The organism is Paenibacillus sp. ACRSA (assembly GCF_022346845.1).
Lineage (GTDB): Bacteria > Bacillota > Bacilli > Paenibacillales > Paenibacillaceae > Paenibacillus.
In genome coordinates, this window is record NZ_JAKRNP010000006.1 from 164,147 (window position 1) to 182,604 (window position 18,458).

16 protein-coding genes and 1 tRNA gene are annotated in these 18,458 nt (G+C 44.5%); 6 read left to right on the forward strand and 11 right to left on the reverse strand.

The window, feature by feature from the left end; all coding sequences use genetic code 11:
- Nucleotides 1-15: 15 nt before the first annotated feature.
- Nucleotides 16-921 (reverse strand): ABC transporter permease, encoded by a 906-nt coding sequence (locus MH215_RS18490; RefSeq protein WP_239292465.1) that lies wholly within the window; start codon nt 919-921, stop codon nt 16-18.
- 405 nt (nt 922-1,326) lie between these two features.
- On the opposite strand from MH215_RS18490, the gene MH215_RS29265 reads away from it, so the two are divergent.
- Nucleotides 1,327-3,579 (forward strand): AraC family transcriptional regulator, encoded by a 2,253-nt coding sequence (locus tag MH215_RS29265; protein WP_239292467.1) that lies wholly within the window; start codon nt 1,327-1,329, stop codon nt 3,577-3,579.
- Nucleotides 3,580-3,654: 75 nt separating this feature from the next.
- On the opposite strand, the gene trmB is transcribed toward MH215_RS29265, so the two are convergent.
- Together trmB and MH215_RS18505 are read right to left on the reverse strand one after the other, a co-directional pair.
- On the reverse strand, nt 3,655-4,404 hold the full coding sequence (gene trmB / locus MH215_RS18500) for a tRNA (guanosine(46)-N7)-methyltransferase TrmB (RefSeq protein WP_056699898.1): 750 nt from the start codon (nt 4,402-4,404) through the stop codon (nt 3,655-3,657).
- A 151-nt stretch (nt 4,405-4,555) separates the two neighbouring features.
- Nucleotides 4,556-4,756 (reverse strand): hypothetical protein, encoded by a 201-nt coding sequence (locus MH215_RS18505; RefSeq protein ID WP_056698713.1) that lies wholly within the window; start codon nt 4,754-4,756, stop codon nt 4,556-4,558.
- 303 nt (nt 4,757-5,059) lie between these two features.
- Here MH215_RS18505 and mnmL point away from each other — a divergent pair, with 303 nt between their 5' ends.
- From mnmL to MH215_RS18525, 4 genes are all read left to right on the forward strand, one after another.
- Nucleotides 5,060-6,013 (forward strand): tRNA modification radical SAM protein MnmL/YtqA, encoded by a 954-nt coding sequence (gene mnmL, locus MH215_RS18510; RefSeq protein WP_056698715.1) that lies wholly within the window; start codon nt 5,060-5,062, stop codon nt 6,011-6,013.
- Nucleotide 6,014: 1 nt separating this feature from the next.
- A complete protein-coding gene (gene mnmM / locus MH215_RS18515) occupies nt 6,015-6,599 on the forward strand; it encodes a tRNA 5-(aminomethyl)-2-thiouridylate-methyltransferase MnmM (protein WP_239292469.1) in 585 nt (194 codons plus the stop codon).
- 225 nt (nt 6,600-6,824) lie between these two features.
- Entirely contained in the window at nt 6,825-7,802 is a 978-nt protein-coding gene (locus tag MH215_RS18520) for a type I phosphomannose isomerase catalytic subunit (RefSeq protein ID WP_056698722.1), read from the forward strand.
- A gap of 81 nt (nt 7,803-7,883) precedes the next feature.
- The gene (locus MH215_RS18525) at nt 7,884-8,861 is read left to right on the forward strand and encodes an alpha/beta fold hydrolase (RefSeq protein WP_239292471.1); all 978 of its coding nucleotides are present in this window, start codon (nt 7,884-7,886) and stop codon (nt 8,859-8,861) included.
- A gap of 272 nt (nt 8,862-9,133) precedes the next feature.
- Here MH215_RS18525 and odhB read toward each other — a convergent pair whose 3' ends face one another.
- The 8 genes from odhB to MH215_RS18565 form a co-directional block, all read right to left on the reverse strand.
- Nucleotides 9,134-10,408 carry a 2-oxoglutarate dehydrogenase complex dihydrolipoyllysine-residue succinyltransferase gene (gene odhB / locus MH215_RS18530; protein ID WP_239292473.1) on the reverse strand — a complete coding sequence of 425 codons (1,275 nt, stop codon included), beginning with the start codon at nt 10,406-10,408 and terminating at the stop codon, nt 9,134-9,136.
- A gap of 5 nt (nt 10,409-10,413) precedes the next feature.
- Complete coding sequence (locus MH215_RS18535; protein WP_239292475.1) at nt 10,414-13,287, reverse strand: 2-oxoglutarate dehydrogenase E1 component; 2,874 nt, start codon at nt 13,285-13,287, stop codon at nt 10,414-10,416.
- A 713-nt stretch (nt 13,288-14,000) separates the two neighbouring features.
- Nucleotides 14,001-14,074, reverse strand: a tRNA-Pro gene (locus tag MH215_RS18540).
- A 14-nt stretch (nt 14,075-14,088) separates the two neighbouring features.
- Entirely contained in the window at nt 14,089-14,526 is a 438-nt protein-coding gene (locus MH215_RS18545) for an NUDIX hydrolase (protein WP_239292477.1), read from the reverse strand.
- Between the two features lie 258 nt (nt 14,527-14,784).
- Nucleotides 14,785-15,270: a GNAT family N-acetyltransferase gene (locus MH215_RS18550; protein WP_056698739.1), complete on the reverse strand. Its 486-nt coding sequence runs from the start codon at nt 15,268-15,270 to the stop codon at nt 14,785-14,787.
- A 125-nt stretch (nt 15,271-15,395) separates the two neighbouring features.
- A complete protein-coding gene (locus MH215_RS18555; RefSeq protein ID WP_239292479.1) occupies nt 15,396-15,821 on the reverse strand; it encodes a GNAT family N-acetyltransferase in 426 nt (141 codons plus the stop codon).
- 84 nt (nt 15,822-15,905) lie between these two features.
- Entirely contained in the window at nt 15,906-16,400 is a 495-nt protein-coding gene (locus MH215_RS18560; protein WP_239292482.1) for an 8-oxo-dGTP diphosphatase, read from the reverse strand.
- A 185-nt stretch (nt 16,401-16,585) separates the two neighbouring features.
- Nucleotides 16,586-17,383 carry a DUF3891 family protein gene (locus MH215_RS18565; RefSeq protein ID WP_239292484.1) on the reverse strand — a complete coding sequence of 266 codons (798 nt, stop codon included), beginning with the start codon at nt 17,381-17,383 and terminating at the stop codon, nt 16,586-16,588.
- A 134-nt stretch (nt 17,384-17,517) separates the two neighbouring features.
- Between MH215_RS18565 and coaA the strand changes: the two genes are divergently transcribed.
- On the forward strand, nt 17,518-18,447 hold the full coding sequence (gene coaA, locus MH215_RS18570) for a type I pantothenate kinase (RefSeq protein ID WP_239292486.1): 930 nt from the start codon (nt 17,518-17,520) through the stop codon (nt 18,445-18,447).
- Nucleotides 18,448-18,458: the final 11 nt, after the last annotated feature.

The window sequence follows — 18,458 nt, forward strand, 5'->3', positions numbered from 1 at the left end:
TGCCTATTGGGCGTTCTAGAACAATGCGTAATCCTCATTCACTTTACGAATGATGTAATTGACTGTCATGATGAGAATAAAACCGAACAGGGATTGATAAAGACCAGCAGCCGTCGCCATGCCAATATCGAAAGTCACCTTCAACGAGCGGTATACGTAGGTATCAATAATATCGGTGGCATTATACAGCACCCCGTTGTTTCCGATCAGTTGGTAAAAGAGATCAAATTGCCCCTTCATAATGCTTCCTAATGAGAAGAGCAGCAGAATAACAAACGTTGGTTTCAACATCGGAACCGTAATATACCATATACGTTGAAAGATATTAGCTCCATCAATCCGAGCCGCCTCATAGTATTCATCGCTGATGCCTGTAATGGCAGCCAAATAGATGACCATGCTGTAACCGAGGTTCTTCCATAGATAGAAGATGATGATCAGAAACACCCAGATCCACGGCGTATTATAGATATCAACCGGCCCTGCCTCGAAGCGCTTCAGCACCGTATTCACAAACCCGGATTCATAGTTAAACATGTTGTAAGCGATTACACTTAATAGTACAAATGAAATGAAATACGGTAGAAACATAACGGATTGGGTCACTTTTTTGAACACTTTTCCCCTAATCTCACTTAACATGATTGCACAAAAGATAGCGAGTCCGTTCCCCAATATAATGAAGGCTAGATTGTAACCTACGGTATTGGTGGTCAGCTTCAGAAGCATTCCTGATTGCCAGAGAAACTTGAAGTTCTCCAAACCTACAAATGGGCTACCAAACAAACCACCTTCAAAATCATACCTCGTAAACGCGTAGTAGATGCCGACCATCGGAAAATACGAGTTAATCAGAAAAAAGATCAGTGTAGGTAGCAGCATCAGAAACATAATTTTGTTTTTGTTCAATTCTTTGAGCATGGCTCGATCCCTCCCGAATTTCTTGACGGCGCTGGTGCGCTGTGGAGCTCTGGTTTTTATTGTAGGTGCCCCTGTCGCTCTTGAATACTGAATCATCTGTCCCGAAAATGAACGATCTTGCTAAAGTGAATATGAACAATTCGAACGAACAGTGAAATGAACAGCTGAGTGTTCACAAATGTTGATATCGTTCATGCGCTAGCCGTAGTGAACAATCAAGCGAAAGTTGAACTTTACGTTTAGAATGACAGCCAAACTCTATGTATAGCATTGATGTAAACGCATACATAATATATAATTTATTTTGCCAGCTCTGGATGACTATGGACATCTATGAATGAACTTCACTCGTTCAAAACTACGCTTCACCTATCATATATACAGAAGAAATGGAGGGGAAAAGTAGTGCGTAAACGTTCGGAAGACAGCCAAAAAGTGTTTACACGAATTCTGGTTGGCATTATCATCAGCACTGTCGCTACCTTGCTTGTTGCTTCTGTCATTTTATACGCCAACTATAACCGCATTGCTCTTCGCCAAGTCTATCGTACCGATATGGATAGTCTCACACAGGCGAGTCGTGAAGTTTCCAAGATGACAGAGACCGCCAAATCATTGTCTTATCAGATTTATCAGGATTACACGATTTCCGCTCTACTCTTATACTCCAAACCGAGCATATATGAAATTACTCCAGCCATGGAGCAGCTTGATAACTACCGCATGTCCCTTCCTTTTATTGAATCCATCTATGTATACAACTCCAAAAGTAATGAATTTTTTATCAGTTCAGATGGGGTTCGTACCGGACAACAATCTATTTCTGACATTGACGATCACGGGATCACTGAGATTCTCCGACAGTTTCATGACTATAAACCCTTTGTTCCCATCCCACGTACATATCAGGTTGGCACAACGGAGGAAACCGAGGTGAACAGTTATACCTATTTGTGCTATGACACCATCAACGACAATGCCCAGCTGAATTATGCTGTCATTGTAAACATTAAGGATGACTGGCTTAGTCCCAACATCAATTCGGAGGATCAGCCTGGCAATACATTCATTATTAACGAAAAAGGACAGCTATTGTCTGATTTTGGTGAACGTGCATTAATGAAGGATCTCTCTAATGAATCGTTTATACAGCCCATTATGCAAAATGAAGCTCAGTCCGCATTCTTTACCGCAGAAGTGGATGGGGAGAAATCACTCATTACCTACACCTCTCCTGACAATCTAGGCTGGCGATATGTGCGAATTACTCCTTACGATCTGATCACTACAGACATCCGGAATATGAGAACCCATACCGTCCTATTCTGTCTTGGTCTATTGGTTGCTGGTGTGCTCTTGTCTTACCTTGTATCGCGCAAATTGTATCATCCTATTGATAAGGTTCTCGTGCGTATGCGTGTGATGGAAGCAGAGCGGCGAGGAAGCCTGCACATTCTCAGACAAGATTATTTGCGGGGAGCTCTCCAGAGACGCGAGACCTTTACGGGTGGATTACTTGCCGAGCGATTGAAATTCTATGGTTCATCCTTAGACGTGCAGCGCAGCTCTCGACTTGTTTTGCTTCGAATCGATCACTTTGTCGATTTCTGTGATACCTATCGGGACGAGGTTAAGTTGGTTAAATACGCGATGATGAACATATGTACAGAAACGATTGAAACTACCCATCATTCCGAGGCCATAGATATGGGCGGGGATTTGATTACTCTAATTTTTAACGAGAAAGATTCGGGTCAACATTCAACGCGTACTGGAGAGCATAAGATCGAGGAATTGCTGCTAATGCTACAGGATGCGGTCATGCTACATCTGAAATGCTCCATATCATTCACAATCGGGCCAGAAGAAAAGTCTCTTGAGGATTGCATCGCATCTTATGCAAGATCCGCAGAGGCTTCACTACATCGACTATTTCATGGTTCTGGCTGTCTATTGTACACGTCAGACATCATGGCCTATCATGCTAAGGAGTATGCCTTCCCTGTTGGCAAAGAAAAACAGCTCATTGATTATTTGATGACAGGTAAAACAGAGGAAGCCAAACAGGTGTACACCACGATCGTAAATGAAACGGCGACGTATCCGTTCAATGTCTTCCAGCTAGCTCTCTCACATCTTACGATGACACTAAACCATGTTCGCAACACACTCAAAAAGAACAATCAACTGACGCTTAACTCTCTCTCGGATGGGACGATGCTGCCTCTTCATGAGGCCGAGGATCTCAGTGAAGTACATGATCACTTCTATCAACTGTTCGATGAATTAGGCTCCAAGGTGGAGGAGAAACGCACACTTAAACATGATGAGCTGATCCGCCGAATTAACAGCATTATTGAACGGGATTACGCGGACACAAACCTCTGCGTTACTTCTATTGCAGAAGAGCTGACCATGTCTCCAATCTATATAAGTAGGCTCTATAAGCAACTGACTCTAAAAGGGTTAACTGATGTCATTAATGAAACTCGTATTGTGAAAGCTCAAGATCTGTTAATTGAGACTGAGAACTCCGTTGCTGATATTGCCGAGAAAACAGGCTTCACGAACAGCTCCTATTTTTATCGCATGTTCAAGAAGTTTAATGGAGTTACGCCTAATGATTATCGCCGCAAAGAATTACATTCAGAGCCCTGAAGAAACAAAAAAGCGACACCTGAGGCTTTAACGCTCTCTGTGTCGCTTTACTACTTATAGATAGATGCAGATCTATTATTCCTGCGTTTCGCCAGTCTCTTCTGAAACCTCACGAACTTTATACTTGTCCAGACGCATTTGTTGATATTCACGCAAAGCCTCTTCACCAACAACGACTTCAACCCGATGAATATTCATACCTTTGCCCATGAACTTCTGCTCATACTCAGTCATCACATGTTCTTCATTCAATCCATCACGGTGCAAGTTCAAAGAGATATTTGTCATTTGCAGGCCAAAATCAGCAATGGCATTGAGCGAGAAATCAAACAACGTCTCCGAATCTGTCTTGAAGTGAATTTGTCCTTTAGTGTTGAGCAATTCTTTATATTTTTTCAAGAAACGTGGATGTGTCAAACGACGACGTGCATGCTTCGCTTTTGGCCAAGGATCACTGAAGTTGAGATAAATACGTTCCAGTTCCTCTGGTTCGAATACATCTTCAATTTGTTCAATATTGGCGAGCGCTAGCTTCAGGTTAGGTGGTGTCTCCACTTCTGCCTGACTCCACGCATTGCGAGCTTTCTCACTAGCACGACGAACGAGCTCATCGTACATATCAATTCCGATAAAGTTAAACTCCGGATATTTATAGCTCATTTGGCTAATAAATTGCCCTTTGCCCATACCGAATTCTACAAAGATTGGATGGTCATTGCCAAATAGTTCAGACCATTTTCCTTTGTACTGGTTGGGTTCCAGAACAACGAGATCGACCTGTTCCTCCAGATTTTCTCGGATTCCTTTTCTACCACGTAAACGCATTTTATTCCTCCGTTTATCCATACTTGTCTCAGCTTCATTTTGCCGAAGAACGGACCAATTGTAAAGAGCAATGAAAAAGGAATCTTCGGAATTGCCACTAGTGGCAATTTTCAAAGATTCCCTCTTCGATTTATTTGGAATTGGGGTCCAACTACTTTAATAGTTCATAGTCTACCTTATCTTGGTGCGAAAAATCAAATGTCTTTTCAAAAGCATCGCGAACTTTTTGTTTTGCAGCCGCTTTCACCTTCGGATTTCCATTAAAACGAACACCTGTCAAAGCCAGTGCCTCTTCAGCCGTCAGTTCTACAGAAACATGATGAAGATCAGTGTTTTTAACTTGGGAATTCATTCATATCACCTCACGGTATAGTATGAGCCATGACGTCAACATTAATTCAAATGCTATGATGAATACTGCCCATTAGATGGTGTCTGACGTTGATTTAAATATAACACAAGGTGTTAACTATAGCAAGAAGAAAACCGTGATTTTCCGGCCTATTTTTGCATCTGCATTCCCTTTTTTTTGAGTTTTTTGATACAATGGTAAAAGTCCATGAGAACGCATATTTTGCCGTTTTTTGTTCTTTTTCACGAATGCATTACGGCATGCGTTTCATTAATAAACGAACAACCGAAGGAGTTCCTGAAGATGAATGCACCTGCCCTACCCAGCCCTCTTTCCTGGGGAGATAAACGATTCCACACTTGGAATTATGAGATGAGAAATGAATTTGACAATAAGGTGTTCAAAGTCATGCTGGATGCGGGATTTACTTGTCCGAACCGTGATGGCTCAATAGCCAAAGGTGGCTGCACATTTTGCAGCGCCCGAGGATCTGGCGATTTTGCGGGCAGTCGTCGCCACGACTTGGTTACACAATTTAATACCATTCGTGATAAACAGCATTTGAAGTGGCCCACTGCCCACTATATTGGTTATTTCCAGGCGTATACCAATACATATGCACCCGTTGAGGAACTTCGAGAGTACTACGAAGAGATCCTAAAACAACCTGGTGTTGTTGGTTTGTCCATTGCGACAAGACCTGATTGCTTACCAGATGACGTTATTGAGTATTTGGCTGAGCTAAATGAACGAACCTATCTGTGGATTGAAATGGGGCTGCAAACGGTTCATGAATCCACTTCTACACTTATTAATCGCGCACATGATACGAAGTGTTATGAGGATGCCGTGGCAAAGCTGCGTAAACACAACATTCGGGTCTGTACTCATATCATCTATGGCTTGCCTCAAGAAACACACGAGATGATGCTGGATACCGGCCGTGCCGTAGCGAATATGGATGTTCAAGGGATCAAGATCCATTTACTGCACCTCATGCGCAAAACACCGATGGTGAAGCAATATGAAGCAGGGCTACTCCGCTTCCTTGAACAAGATGAGTACATTAAACTGATTGTAGATACACTTGAGTTTCTACCGCCAGAAATGATTGTCCATCGTCTTACTGGTGATGCACCACGAGACCTGCTCATCGGCCCGATGTGGTCGCTGAATAAATGGGAAGTGCTGAACTCTATTGACCGTGAATTGAGACAACGTGATACATGGCAAGGCAAGTACTGGAGGGGAGCATAAGATGGGTTTTCTATCGGTTCTAAGCTGTGCGCATCAATGGATTACAGCGCGGGTACAACCTGGTGACCTCGCCATCGATGCAACCGTAGGGACAGGTGCAGATACGTTATTCCTCTCACAACAGGTGGGCAGACGTGGTCAAGTCATTGGTTTCGACATCCAGAGCGAAGCTCTCACTCTTGCCCAAGCTCGGATTCGCAAACAAGAGGACGGTGCCAAACTCGGCTCTATTTCACTATTACAGCTAAGCCATGACCGCATGGTTGAAGCTGTCCCGGAAGACTGGCAAGGTGCCGTTGGAGCCGTTATGTTCAACCTTGGATACTTGCCTGCGGAAGGTGCAGATGCTTCCATCATTACGGCAACCGATAGTACGCTTACTGCATTAGAGGCTGCTCTAACGTTACTGCGTCCAAAGGGGATTATTACCGTTGTGCTGTACCCCGGACATGAAGGTGGCTCCCAAGAGGCTGAGGCGGTAACAAAATGGGCTTCTGCTTTACCTGTCACGGAAGCACAAGTCATGCTCTATAAGCAATTACAACGTGATACCTCTCCCTTCTTGATCGGAATCGAGAAGAAGTAATTTCCTTACTTGTCCAAATACGTTACGATAGACATATTGTAAGCACCATCTGCTGAATACGTCTCAACAATATAAGTGGGAGTTCCAAAACCCACTAATCAATTGTTATCTGTTCGCAGTGGTCGCTTATACTACATAACCTGCAACCGTATACATGTAGGAGTCGAACCGGTTATAGGTTGATTAATTCATTCCACCATTTCATATACTAAAGGAGAGACTACAATGACTAATCCATATCCACTGCAATTTCAACCTGAATTTAAAGAACGTGTCTGGGGCGGCCGTGCCCTTGAGAATTTTGGCCTCACGCCACCTGAAGGTCATATCGGAGAAGGCTGGATGATTGCAGATCACCCTAATGGAACAACAAAAGTATTGAATGGTGCACTTGCTGGCAAAGGTCTGGATGAAGTGCGTGAACAGCTCGGTACGTCTTGGTTAGGAACAAAAGGTGTATCTGAAAAGGGAGGACGTTTCCCTCTCCTTATCAAGCTTCTAGACTGTAACGATGATCTCTCTGTACAGGTTCATCCTACGGATGATTACGAGGCCCTTCCTCCCGGTGAACTCGGCAAAACGGAAATGTGGTATGTACTTGATGCGAAACCAGGCGCACATATCATTTATGGATTGAATGAAGGCGTTGATCGTAACGTACTTAAGGAAGCGCTTGAAAATGGAACCGTGATGGACACGTTGCGTCAAGTGCCTGTAGAAGCAGGAGATACATTCTTCATCCCTGCCGGAACTGTTCACGCACTGTGTGCAGGTGTTGTTGTGGCTGAAATTCAGCAGAATTCAGATACAACTTACCGAATTTATGACTATAACCGCCCAGGTCTGGATGGTAAGCCTCGTGAGTTGCATGTTGAGGACTCCCTTAATGTCACTGCCTATGAAGGCGCTGGTGCCACAACGATGAAAACGAACAACGCAATCTCAGGTGAATGGCTGAAGCTGGCGGAATGCCCATATTTCGTCGTTGAAAAAGGAGTCGTGTCTAAGCCTTGGCAGCTCGCCACAAACGCTGAGAGTTTTACAATTCTAGTTGTGTGTGAAGGTAACGGTACTTTAGCATGGGACAACGACTCGTCCGAAAAAATTGAATTAAAAGCAGGTCAATGCTATCTATTGCCTGCCAACCTGGGTACATATACATTAGACGGGAATACCACTGTTCTTCGCTCTTACCTGCCTTAACTTTTCTGAAGTGTGTGGAGTGAACAGCTTCGTCTTATCTGGAATAGGCTTGAATGACCAATGAAGGAGGATTGGCACAAGATGCAGGAATCTAACTTTGGCCTTGTGGGCAATGAAGGTACCCGTATTCATGTGTACCGCTGGCTTCCTGATCCTGGAACTGAAGTCCGGGGTGTGGTGCAGATTGCACATGGAATGGGAGAAACGGCAGCTAGGTATGCAGAGTTTGCAGAGTGCCTTACCCGCCATGGCTATGCGGTCTATGCTAATGACCATCGTGGTCATGGCAAATCGGTCGAAGATCCTAATTTGTTAGGTAATGCGGGGGTAGATGCCTTTCGCTGGATGGCAAGCGATATGATCAATCTGGGAGAAGTGGCATCTAGGGAGTATCCTGATATCCCCTTATTTCTAATGGGACACAGTATGGGCTCTTTCCTTGTCCAGCACCTAATGTATGCGGGACATGAACGCTATCACGCCTTTATTTTGTCTGGAACGAACGGCAAGCGTGGTCTTCTGCGTTTTGGTGAGAAGCTCGCCTTCCTTCAATGTGGCATTCAAGGAGCAACTCATCCGAGTATGCTGCTTAACGCATTGGTGTTTGGTGGATTCAATCGTTCCTTCCGCCCAGCGAGCACCCCTTTTGATTGGTTATCTCGTGACCCCGAGGAGGTTAAACGGTTCATTGATGATCCGTTGTGCGGAGCGATATGTACAGCAGGGTTTTTCCGAGACTTCTTCAAGCTGCTAATTGAAATACATCTGCCAGACAACATGAAACGTATTCCAAAGGATAAGCCCGTGTACCTCTTCTCAGGCGAGCAAGACCCTGTTGGTTTACATGGCAAAGGTGTTCATAACCTAGTCACTCAATATCGTCAGCTTCAGCTTCAACATATTGAGTACCGTCTGTACGCTGGTGGTCGGCATGAGATGCTGCATGAGACGAATCGGGCAGACGTAGCTCTGGATGTATTAGATTGGCTGGATCGCCATCTGGTTCTATCTAACGCAGCTCCCACCACTGTCAATGCAGATATCGCTGATTCGGTATGATTCTAATCAGTGTAGGATCACTAAGCTTAGGCAAGTAGCAGATGCCTTAAACAGAGCGCCGCTCCATAAACTGGGGCGGGGCTCTGTTTATCTACTTTGGAGCTATTCCGTAGCTATTCAGGCGCTAGCGTATCAATTGCAACAGAGAACATGCAATACCAATAAAAAAGGAAGCCCCGGAATCAAGATGCTAGCGAGAGCTGCATTACGATACCGGGGCTTCTTTATGATCATTTTTATGAATAGTATATCAAATGATACCTTTATCCTTCTTATCCTTCGATGAGTAAGGATTCTGGATCTTCAAGCAGTTCTTTCACAGTGACGAGGAAACGCACTGCTTCACTACCATCAATGATACGGTGATCATAGGACAGAGCGATATACATCATTGGACGATTCTCCATCCGCTCTGCATCAATGGCTACAGGACGAAGTTGGATCTTGTGCATACCGAGAATACCCACTTGAGGTGTATTCAGGATTGGTGTGGACAAGAGCGAGCCGAATGTTCCACCATTGGTGATCGTGAATGTTCCACCTTGCAGATCCGAAAGTGCCAACGTGTTGGAACGAGCTTTTGAAGCCAGATCAGCAATACTTCTCTCGATCTCAGCAAAGCCTAGACGATCTGCATCACGAACGACGGGTACAACCAGACCCTCTTTTGCAGATACCGCGATACCGATATCATAATATTTCTTCAGTACAACATCTTCGCCATCAATCTCTGCGTTAATGGTTGGGAACTTTTTCAGCGCGCCCACGACAGCCTTAGTGAAGAAGGACATAAAGCCCAGATTGATCTCATGCTTCTCCTTGAACTTGTCCTTACGACGTTTACGAACATCCATAATGGCAGTCATATCAACTTCGTTAAACGTAGTCAACATTGCTGCTGTTTGTTGAGCTTCAACCAGACGCTTGGCAATGGTCGCACGACGGCGAGACATACGTTGACGTTCAACTGGCTTAGTATACGTAGAACCTCCGGTTGGAGCACTGGATGTTGCAGGCGCTTTATTCGCAGAAGGTGCTGCTGGAGCAGTAGCCTGTGTGCTATGAGCCTTCACATCATCCTGATATACGCGTCCTATCGGATCTTTACCTTGAACCTGATCCAGCTCGATGCCCCGCTCACGCGCTAGTTTACGTGCAGATGGGGAAGCTGTCTTGTTACCATTGTCAGAAGATTCAGAACCTGCAGCAACAGGTGCTGGCGGCGGTGTTGGTGCTTCAGGCGCTGGTGTAGCTGCTTGTTTTTGCTCCGATGCAGCCGGCTCGGAAGCAGCCGAGCTACTTCCTCCCCCTGCACCCGCGGAAAGGGTACCAATCGTCTCACCGATCTCAACGGTATCCCCTTCTTGACGAATAATTTTCTCCAATACGCCACTTTCTTCAGCACTGATCTCAATATTAACTTTATCTGTTTCCAGTTCAAGAAGGACATCACCTTGGTTAACCGTATCTCCTTCTTTGACAAGCCATTTGGATACCGTTCCTTCGGTTATCGACTCACCCATTGCAGGTACTTTAATTTCGCTCACAGTTGTTACCTCCCAAGTGGAATATTATTCTTCGTCGTTTGCTTCAACGCGGATGTAATAATCTGTTGTTGTTCCATGCTATGCACAAGCTGATAACCGCTGGAAGGACTTGCATGCTCCGGACGGCCTTCATACTTAACGATTGTACCCTCAGGTGCAATTTCACGAAGACGTGGTTCCATATACGTCCATGCACCCATGTTTTTGTTTTCTTCCTGAACCCATACCAGCTCTTTCAACTTGCTGAAACGTGCGAGTACACGCTGGATCTCTTCTGCTGGGAATGGATACAGTTGTTCAACACGGATAATGTGAAGCCATGACAAGTCTCCGCCTTCTTTTTCAAAAGCATCCTCAAGGTCAATCGCAATTTTACCACTGCACAAGATAATCCGTTCAACACGGTCAGGCTTTGTGCCAAGCCCTGCTTGTTCCAGCACTGGCTCAAACTTGCCTTCACTGAACTGAATCGCCGGAGAAGCAACACGTGGATTACGAATTAGACTCTTCGGTGACATCATTACAAGCGGACGTGCATCTTCGGTTTCAGTCAGGGAAGCCTGACGACGAAGCAGATGGAAATACTGAGAAGCACTTGTCAAGTTAGCAACGGTCATATTGTCTTCTGCAGCAAGCTGTAGGAAACGTTCGAGACGTGCACTTGTGTGCTCAGGCCCTTGACCTTCATTACCGTGCGGAAGGAGCATAACCAGGCTTGATTTTTGCGACCACTTTGCGCGACCTGCCGATACGAACTGGTCAAAAATAACCTGTGCACAGTTAGCAAAATCACCGAACTGAGCTTCCCAGATGACAAGAGTCTCTGGCGAATACACGTTGTATCCATATTCGAATCCAACCACCGATTCCTCAGACAATGGGCTGTTGTAGATTGCAAACGAAGCACGTGCCTGTGGCAAATGATGCAGAGGGCAGAATTTACTTCCATTCTCTGAATCATGCAACACCAGGTTCCGGTGAGCAAATGTTGCACGCTCTGCGTCCTGACCACTGATCCGGATTGGCTTACCATCTGCAAGAATAGTTGCAAATGCAAGTGTCTCCGCAAGGCTCCAATCAACTTTTTCGCCTTCATTAAGTGACGTGCTACGGCGCTGTAGAATCCGCTGCAACTTCGGATACACATTGAAATTCTCCGGCCATTTCAATAGATCTGCGTTGATACTTCGTAGATTCTCAAGCGGTACCGCAGTTGGAATCACCTTCACTGCTTCAGGCTCTTCTGTCTTCCGTTGATAGTATTCATGTACTTCATTTTTCTTCATATGGTCATAGGCTTCTTTTAAGCGGTTCGTCACAGCCTCACGAATGTTATTAATAGCCGCTTCGTCAACAATAGATTCCTGTTTCAACTGATCCTGATACAGATGACTCACGGTCGGATGAGCCTTAACTTTGTCATACACCTTCGGTTGTGTTGTTTCTGGATCATCCGTTTCGTTATGACCGTAACGACGGTAACCGATTAGATCAATCAAGAAATCTTTTTTAAACCGATTCCGGTACTCTGCGGCCATCCGAATTGCTGCAATACAAGCATCCGGATTATCTGCATTAACGTGTATAATCGGAATTTCATACCCCTTCGCAAGGTCACTCGCATAATGCGTGGAGCGCGAGTCACTACTATCCGTTGTGAAGCCCAAGCGATTGTTTACAATAATATGAATAGTTCCGCCATTCTGGTAACCTGGCAGAGCTTTGAAATTCAACGTCTCAGCTACAATTCCTTCACCAGGGAATGCTGCGTCACCATGCATAAGAATAGTTGCTGCTTTGGAAACGTCCTGTTTTGGATAACCCGGTTCACGGCGATCATCCTGTGCAGCACGAGCGAATCCCTGTACAACAGGGTTTACGTACTCTAGATGACTTGGGTTGTTGGCTAGTGTCAAGCGAGCCTGTACCGTTTCACCTTCTTTTACAAAGCGATTAGCACCTAGGTGATATTTTACATCCCCCGTCCATCCATAATTGATTCCTGTAGAACCCTCAGATGGAACCAAATCCTTGTTCGGGGCATGATGGAATTCAGAGAAGATTTTGCTATATGGTTTACCCAGTACATGTGCCAGTACGTTTAAGCGTCCCCGGTGAGCCATCCCCATCAGGATATGGCTTGAGCCCGAATGCGACATAATCCGCACGGCTTCGTCCAGCATTGGTACAAGCACATCGTTTCCTTCAATAGAAAAGCGTTTTTGTCCCACAAAGGTTTTATGCAGGAAATCTTCGAATTGCTCCACCTCTACTAGGCGTTCCAATAGAGCAGTCCGTTCTTCCTGATTAAGTGGTGCAGGGGAAGTGCGAGATTCCGCACGACGATTGAGCCATTCACGTTCCTGAACTTCATGTACGTGGCTGAACTCATACGCGATTGGCCCTGTGTAAATCTGGCGTAGACGCTGGATTGCGTCCCAACCATTTGCCGTCTGACCGTCAGCGCCCTCCCAGATCAAGGATGCAGGCAGTGCTTTGAGGTCTTCTTCATTTAATTCAAAATTCTTCGGTTCGAGCAAAGAGGTATCTACTTCTTCACTAATCCCAAGTGGATCAATATCTGCAGCGAGATGGCCATATGTGCGGATATTCCAGACCAATTTCCCGGCTGTAACCGCTTTCTGTAAAAGTTGAATATCCACGCTTCCCGAGGTATTTTGAGCATTACCCGAAAAAGTGGTTGTATGTGCATCTCTGCCAGGCATCGGCGGTGCACCCCATTGTTCAAACAACTCCCGATAAGCTGGTGTAACTGAACCAGGGTCTTCGGAAAATAATTCATATTGTTCTTGTACATATCCCAAATTGGGTCCATAGTAACTTTCCCAGGGTTTCTTGTTGCCTTCCACGATCGTCATCGACGTTCCCTCCGTCTTGATTTAGTCGTATTTTTGACGGAAATCATTGACTAAGCTGTAATTTGCGTTCGTTCAACATTTTAAGCGAAATTTTTCATGAAGTCCAATAATCGTGCTGTTGGTGGTAATAACGTTGTTCCGACGCTCCCGTCAAGGTTTGTCTGCGTTTTCAAAATCATAGAAAAAGAATGATTGTATATACCGTCGCACAGATGTCGAATACTGTCCTGATCCGTTCGAAGGTTACACATCCTCCAATATTTTCAACTGAAGTTCTGTGTTCTAATATCTATTCTATAAACTTTTGCGCTCAGGAGCATTTCCTATTTTTAGTTCGATTGATGCATAAATTAGATGAATCGAATAAATGGTGCAACCCTTGCGTCTAAAAGTTGTTAATTCCCCCCTTTTTAATTGTGGTCGATAAAGTTAAAAAACAAACGGTTACTTTAAACATTAACCAATGGTACGTGTTTTACACTAAAATGTGGTGATTATGAGTACCATTTTAGATTCGTATACGGAAGTACAATACATTGATAGTGAGAAATACGTTAACCCTGCAACATGTCTATTAATGTTCATTCAATCCGATCCGCATTTCTTCTACGTTCTACGTAAGGCTAATAAATTTGCGGGAATACAAATAAAGGCCATCAATCCGAAGATTTATGACCTTATCTTTAAGCCTAGCATATATTTATTGCTTAGAATCGGAGTAGCGGGATTCGAACCCACGACCTCACCCACCCCAAGGGTGCGCGCTACCAGGCTGCGCTATACCCCGATGTTAGTCATTCCTTATAGCTCCATCCGATTCTGAATCATATGCAGCGCAAACGGCGTTAATGCGAGCGAATCAAGTTGTTCCATGGTAAACCATGCTGCACCTAGTGAATCTTCGCCATCCGCCTCTTTTTTGATACCATAGGCTTGCTCATCTGATCCCAAATAGACATCATATAGAATACCAATGTGATGAACTTCCTCAGGACTACCTTCATACATCCACTGCACCAGATTGGATTGCGCGGATCGAAGAGACAGTCGAACATCTGTGAGCCCCGTCTCTTCTTCGATCTCGCGATGGAGCGCTATTTCCGGTGTTTCTCCAAACTCCAGCCTACCTCCTGGCAGATCCCATGTCCCCTGATAAGGCCCACGCGCCTTCTGAATCAGCAGTACCTTCTGTTCCCAAACCATTAGACCGTAAACGCCTAGATGTGTATAACGCTCCATTATAGAATCCTCCTATCGTCGGACATCTGTCTAACCTGTTCTTCCAACCTTCGTATTCGTTTGTTCATCTGATAAAGTGATGGCGTAACCCTCAAGCCAGCGATGATCACAGCAACCCACCTATATTCCAAATGAACCACTCTCTTTTATTCGGCTTCATCTGCTGTCAAAGACATACGTACAACCAAATCTTCTCCTTCAATCACTAAAGCGGTCAGACCATGGTCTGACCCAGATTGATGATTCTCCAATACATGTTCACTTCTCCTCCTGCCTCGGAACTGTGTCCAGATCCAATGACAGACGAATCATATCCACACAACGAATGCCACCCTCAATGATCTCTTCCTCGTAGTGTCTTACAAAGAAATCCCGATCCACTCCAACAATACGGAATCCACAACGCTGATACAGCTTCAATTGGTGAAAGCTTGAATTCCCTGTGCCAATCTCCACTGTCTTACATCCCAATCTACGTGCAGCTTCAATCGCTTCTTTGATCATATGTCTGCCTACACCTTGTCCTTGCAACTCTTCCTGTACCGCAATGTTAACAATCTCCACCGTTTCCGGCCGGGTCTTCAGCAAGACAAACTCTCCGACCATCTCTCCTTCATATTCAGCAATAAAACAAACACCCCGGCTCAAGTATTCGTCAACCATCGCTTTCGAAGGATCAGCCATCAATAGAAGCTCATAAGGCTTTTCTTCTTCCCAATCCAAAATTCGGAACGACAATTTCATGATAATCCCACCTTTTTTTGTAAACAGTATTCATTTACGTCCGTTTGCAGAAGCCTATGTATCGGCTAAATCTTCATATATTTTCACCATAGTAGCCACGCTCCATATAACCCTTTTTACTCAATCTATGAACTAGCTGTTGCACCTGATTGATTGGAATAATTGCGAATCAGCATTCCTGACGCTTTGATCATTCCTTGCTTTTCATAGAAATTCTGCATTTCTCCATCGCATAACAGATCAATCATGTAGAGGTGCTGAAGTCGCTGAATCATTCTTTCTAGCAGAGTAGCCCCAATCCCTTTTCCTTGATGCGATGGCACTACTTCTAATAACGGGATATATGCACTGAGTACACCATCTGAGATTGCTTGGATGAAGCCAATCACTTGGTTAGTCTCTTCATCAATAGCTAGTTCTACAGCATAGGACTGTTCCAGTAACTTCATAAAAATAGTGGGAGATGGCGGATTCGGCCAACCATCGAAAAATTGTCCTGATAACTGCTCCACATCTATTTCCTCTATGGAGGATCGAAACGTTACATTCATACAACCAACCCTCATCTCAAAACAAAGTAAACTTCATTGTATCATAATATATGGATATTACTATATAGATATGGATGATCTCCGCTATTGAAGAACTTTATCGGAATATACCTTAAACGTTTCCTTCAGCGTCTGCCCTGTGGATTTCTCCCAGATCACACTTCGTTCGAATGTACCCTCATGGAAAAATCGCGGAAAACGTTCTGCGAACCAGTCCTGCATCGGTAAATTAAGTGCTTGTTCCAAGGGAATCCATATCAATTCACCTTCGGGCGGATTCTGTAATAGTTCTCCCTCAAATGCCGTCGCCAGATAGTTAAACACCATATAACGTAATCCCTGCTCCGGATCACAGAACTCATCCAGTCCTTTATACGTGATTTCAGTAACCTTAAGTCCAGTTTCCTCCTCTACCTCTCGCATGGCTCCATCTACAATACTTTCTGGATAGTCTACCTTGCCTCCAGGTGCGATATATCCCGGAAATCCTTTGCGATCCGGACGATTCATCAATAACACCTTGCCATGTAACTTATCCCACACCATGCACATGGTTAGAATCTCAATTCGTGTACTCATACGTGTCCTCCTGTAATCCTTCGTTGTACATTAACATTTCTGGTAATCCACTGGTTTTTCCTGCTTCGACTGATCTTAATTTCTAGCGATATCTAATCATGCATAATGATTAGAAAAAGCCATGCACAAGAAAGACCCCGAAGAGTCTCGGAGTCTGTTTAGTTAAACCTATTCGTCGTTCATGATTATTGGCTATCTTGATTCAATGCAGTAATTAAAACTTTACGTTCTTTCCACTCCGCCCGACGATAGGCCTGTAATAGACCGAATTTACGAATGCTGGCTTTCGGCACAGATTTATAAGGCATAACTACCGTAAACTCTTCTGTAAAGGGAACATAAGATAAGCCTACCTTCTCTTTGGAGATCCACTCCGCCCGAATCGGTTGTCTCCCACAAGCATCAAATGTACAGCCTAACCCTTCAGCAAAAAACTCATAACGTGCCGCAGGTGTGCCTGGTTCCTCCATACAGAGAAATAGACTCAATTGATCACAAAAAAGCATAATGTCCACATCACTTTGTAATCTACGTTGTAACTCTTCTCCACCTCCGAGCTGTGCAATCCATTCCGATTGCTGCTTGCGCTCGCTATTCAGATATTCCCTGATATCTTCATCATCATGGGCGTTAGCACCCAGCGTATTCTGGAACAACTCTGTATACATCATACTGCATAGCAATCCCGCATACACGCTTTTTGCACAGACTTCAGCGATGCCCTTCTGGTAAAATACAAAGCGCGGACGTAGCGGAAAGTCACGGAACGAGTAAGGCGACTGACCGTAATCATTCCAGAATGGAGCAGCATCCAGTTCAATCCATCCACGATCATGCTCTCTTGCCGCAAGAACAAGCTCTTCAAAGTGACTGGCATCAGCGAGCAAGTCGTGTTTCCAATAAGTAGCCATCTCTCCAGCCACTTGCCCATGTTCTTGTTGTGCGGTCAATACAAAATCATGCTCTCTCTCATAGACGATCATTTGCTGTCACCCTTCCGCATGGTATAATTCGACTCTACACTCTATTTTAAATGTAAAGGTGTTGTCAGTTTCCTGAAATTTGGTACACTAAAGATTGTGTCACATATTACATTACATATAGAAAGCGGGATCTCATGAATTTATATTCTCCTTACATCGAGTTCAACCGCAAGGAATGGGCTGAACTGCAAGAGCATCAGACCACAATTCCGCTGACGGAAATGGAATTAGAACAACTCAAGGGATTAAATGAAGAGGTATCTATACAGGAAGTAAAAGATATTTATTTACCTCTTACCCACTTTATTGACTTATATGCAAGTGTCTCAAGAGAATTAAATCGATTAACAGCTTCCTACTTAAAAAAAGAAGCTGGCCCTGTGCCCTACATTATCGGGATTGGAGGCAGTGTTGCCGTAGGCAAAAGTACGGCTGCTCGCCTGCTACAAGCTCTGCTAGCCAGAGGCAAAAACAATCCCAAAGTCGACCTCGTTACGACAGATGGATTCCTATATCCCAACGCCGTGCTGGAAGAAAAGGGCATAATGAACCGCAAGGGTTTCCCTGAGAGCTACGATATCAAGTCACTCATTCAATTCATGGGTGATGTGAAATCCGGTAAGCCCGAAGTCAAAGCTCCGGTCTATTCCCATCTTGCCTATGATGTGATTCCAGGCGAGGAAAAAACGATCTACCAGCCGGACATCCTGATCATCGAAGGCATTAACGTACTTCAAATTAAGAAAGAAACACCTTTACTCGTGAGCGACTTTTTTGATTTTTCCATCTACATTGATGCAGAAGAACAACATATACGCCACTGGTACATTGAGCGATTCAAGCTTCTACGTAACACCGCGTTTCAGAATACAGAATCCTTCTTCCACAGTCGTTTCGCCAATATTGGCGAGGAAGAAGCTGTGCAAACGGCTAGTCAGATTTGGCAAGATATTAATGCCAAAAATCTGCACGAGAACATTCTGCCAACGAAGGGAAGAGCTAGACTTATTCTGAAAAAGGAAGCCGATCACTCCATCCAGCGTATTCAATTGCGCAAACTGTAATTGACGGGTTC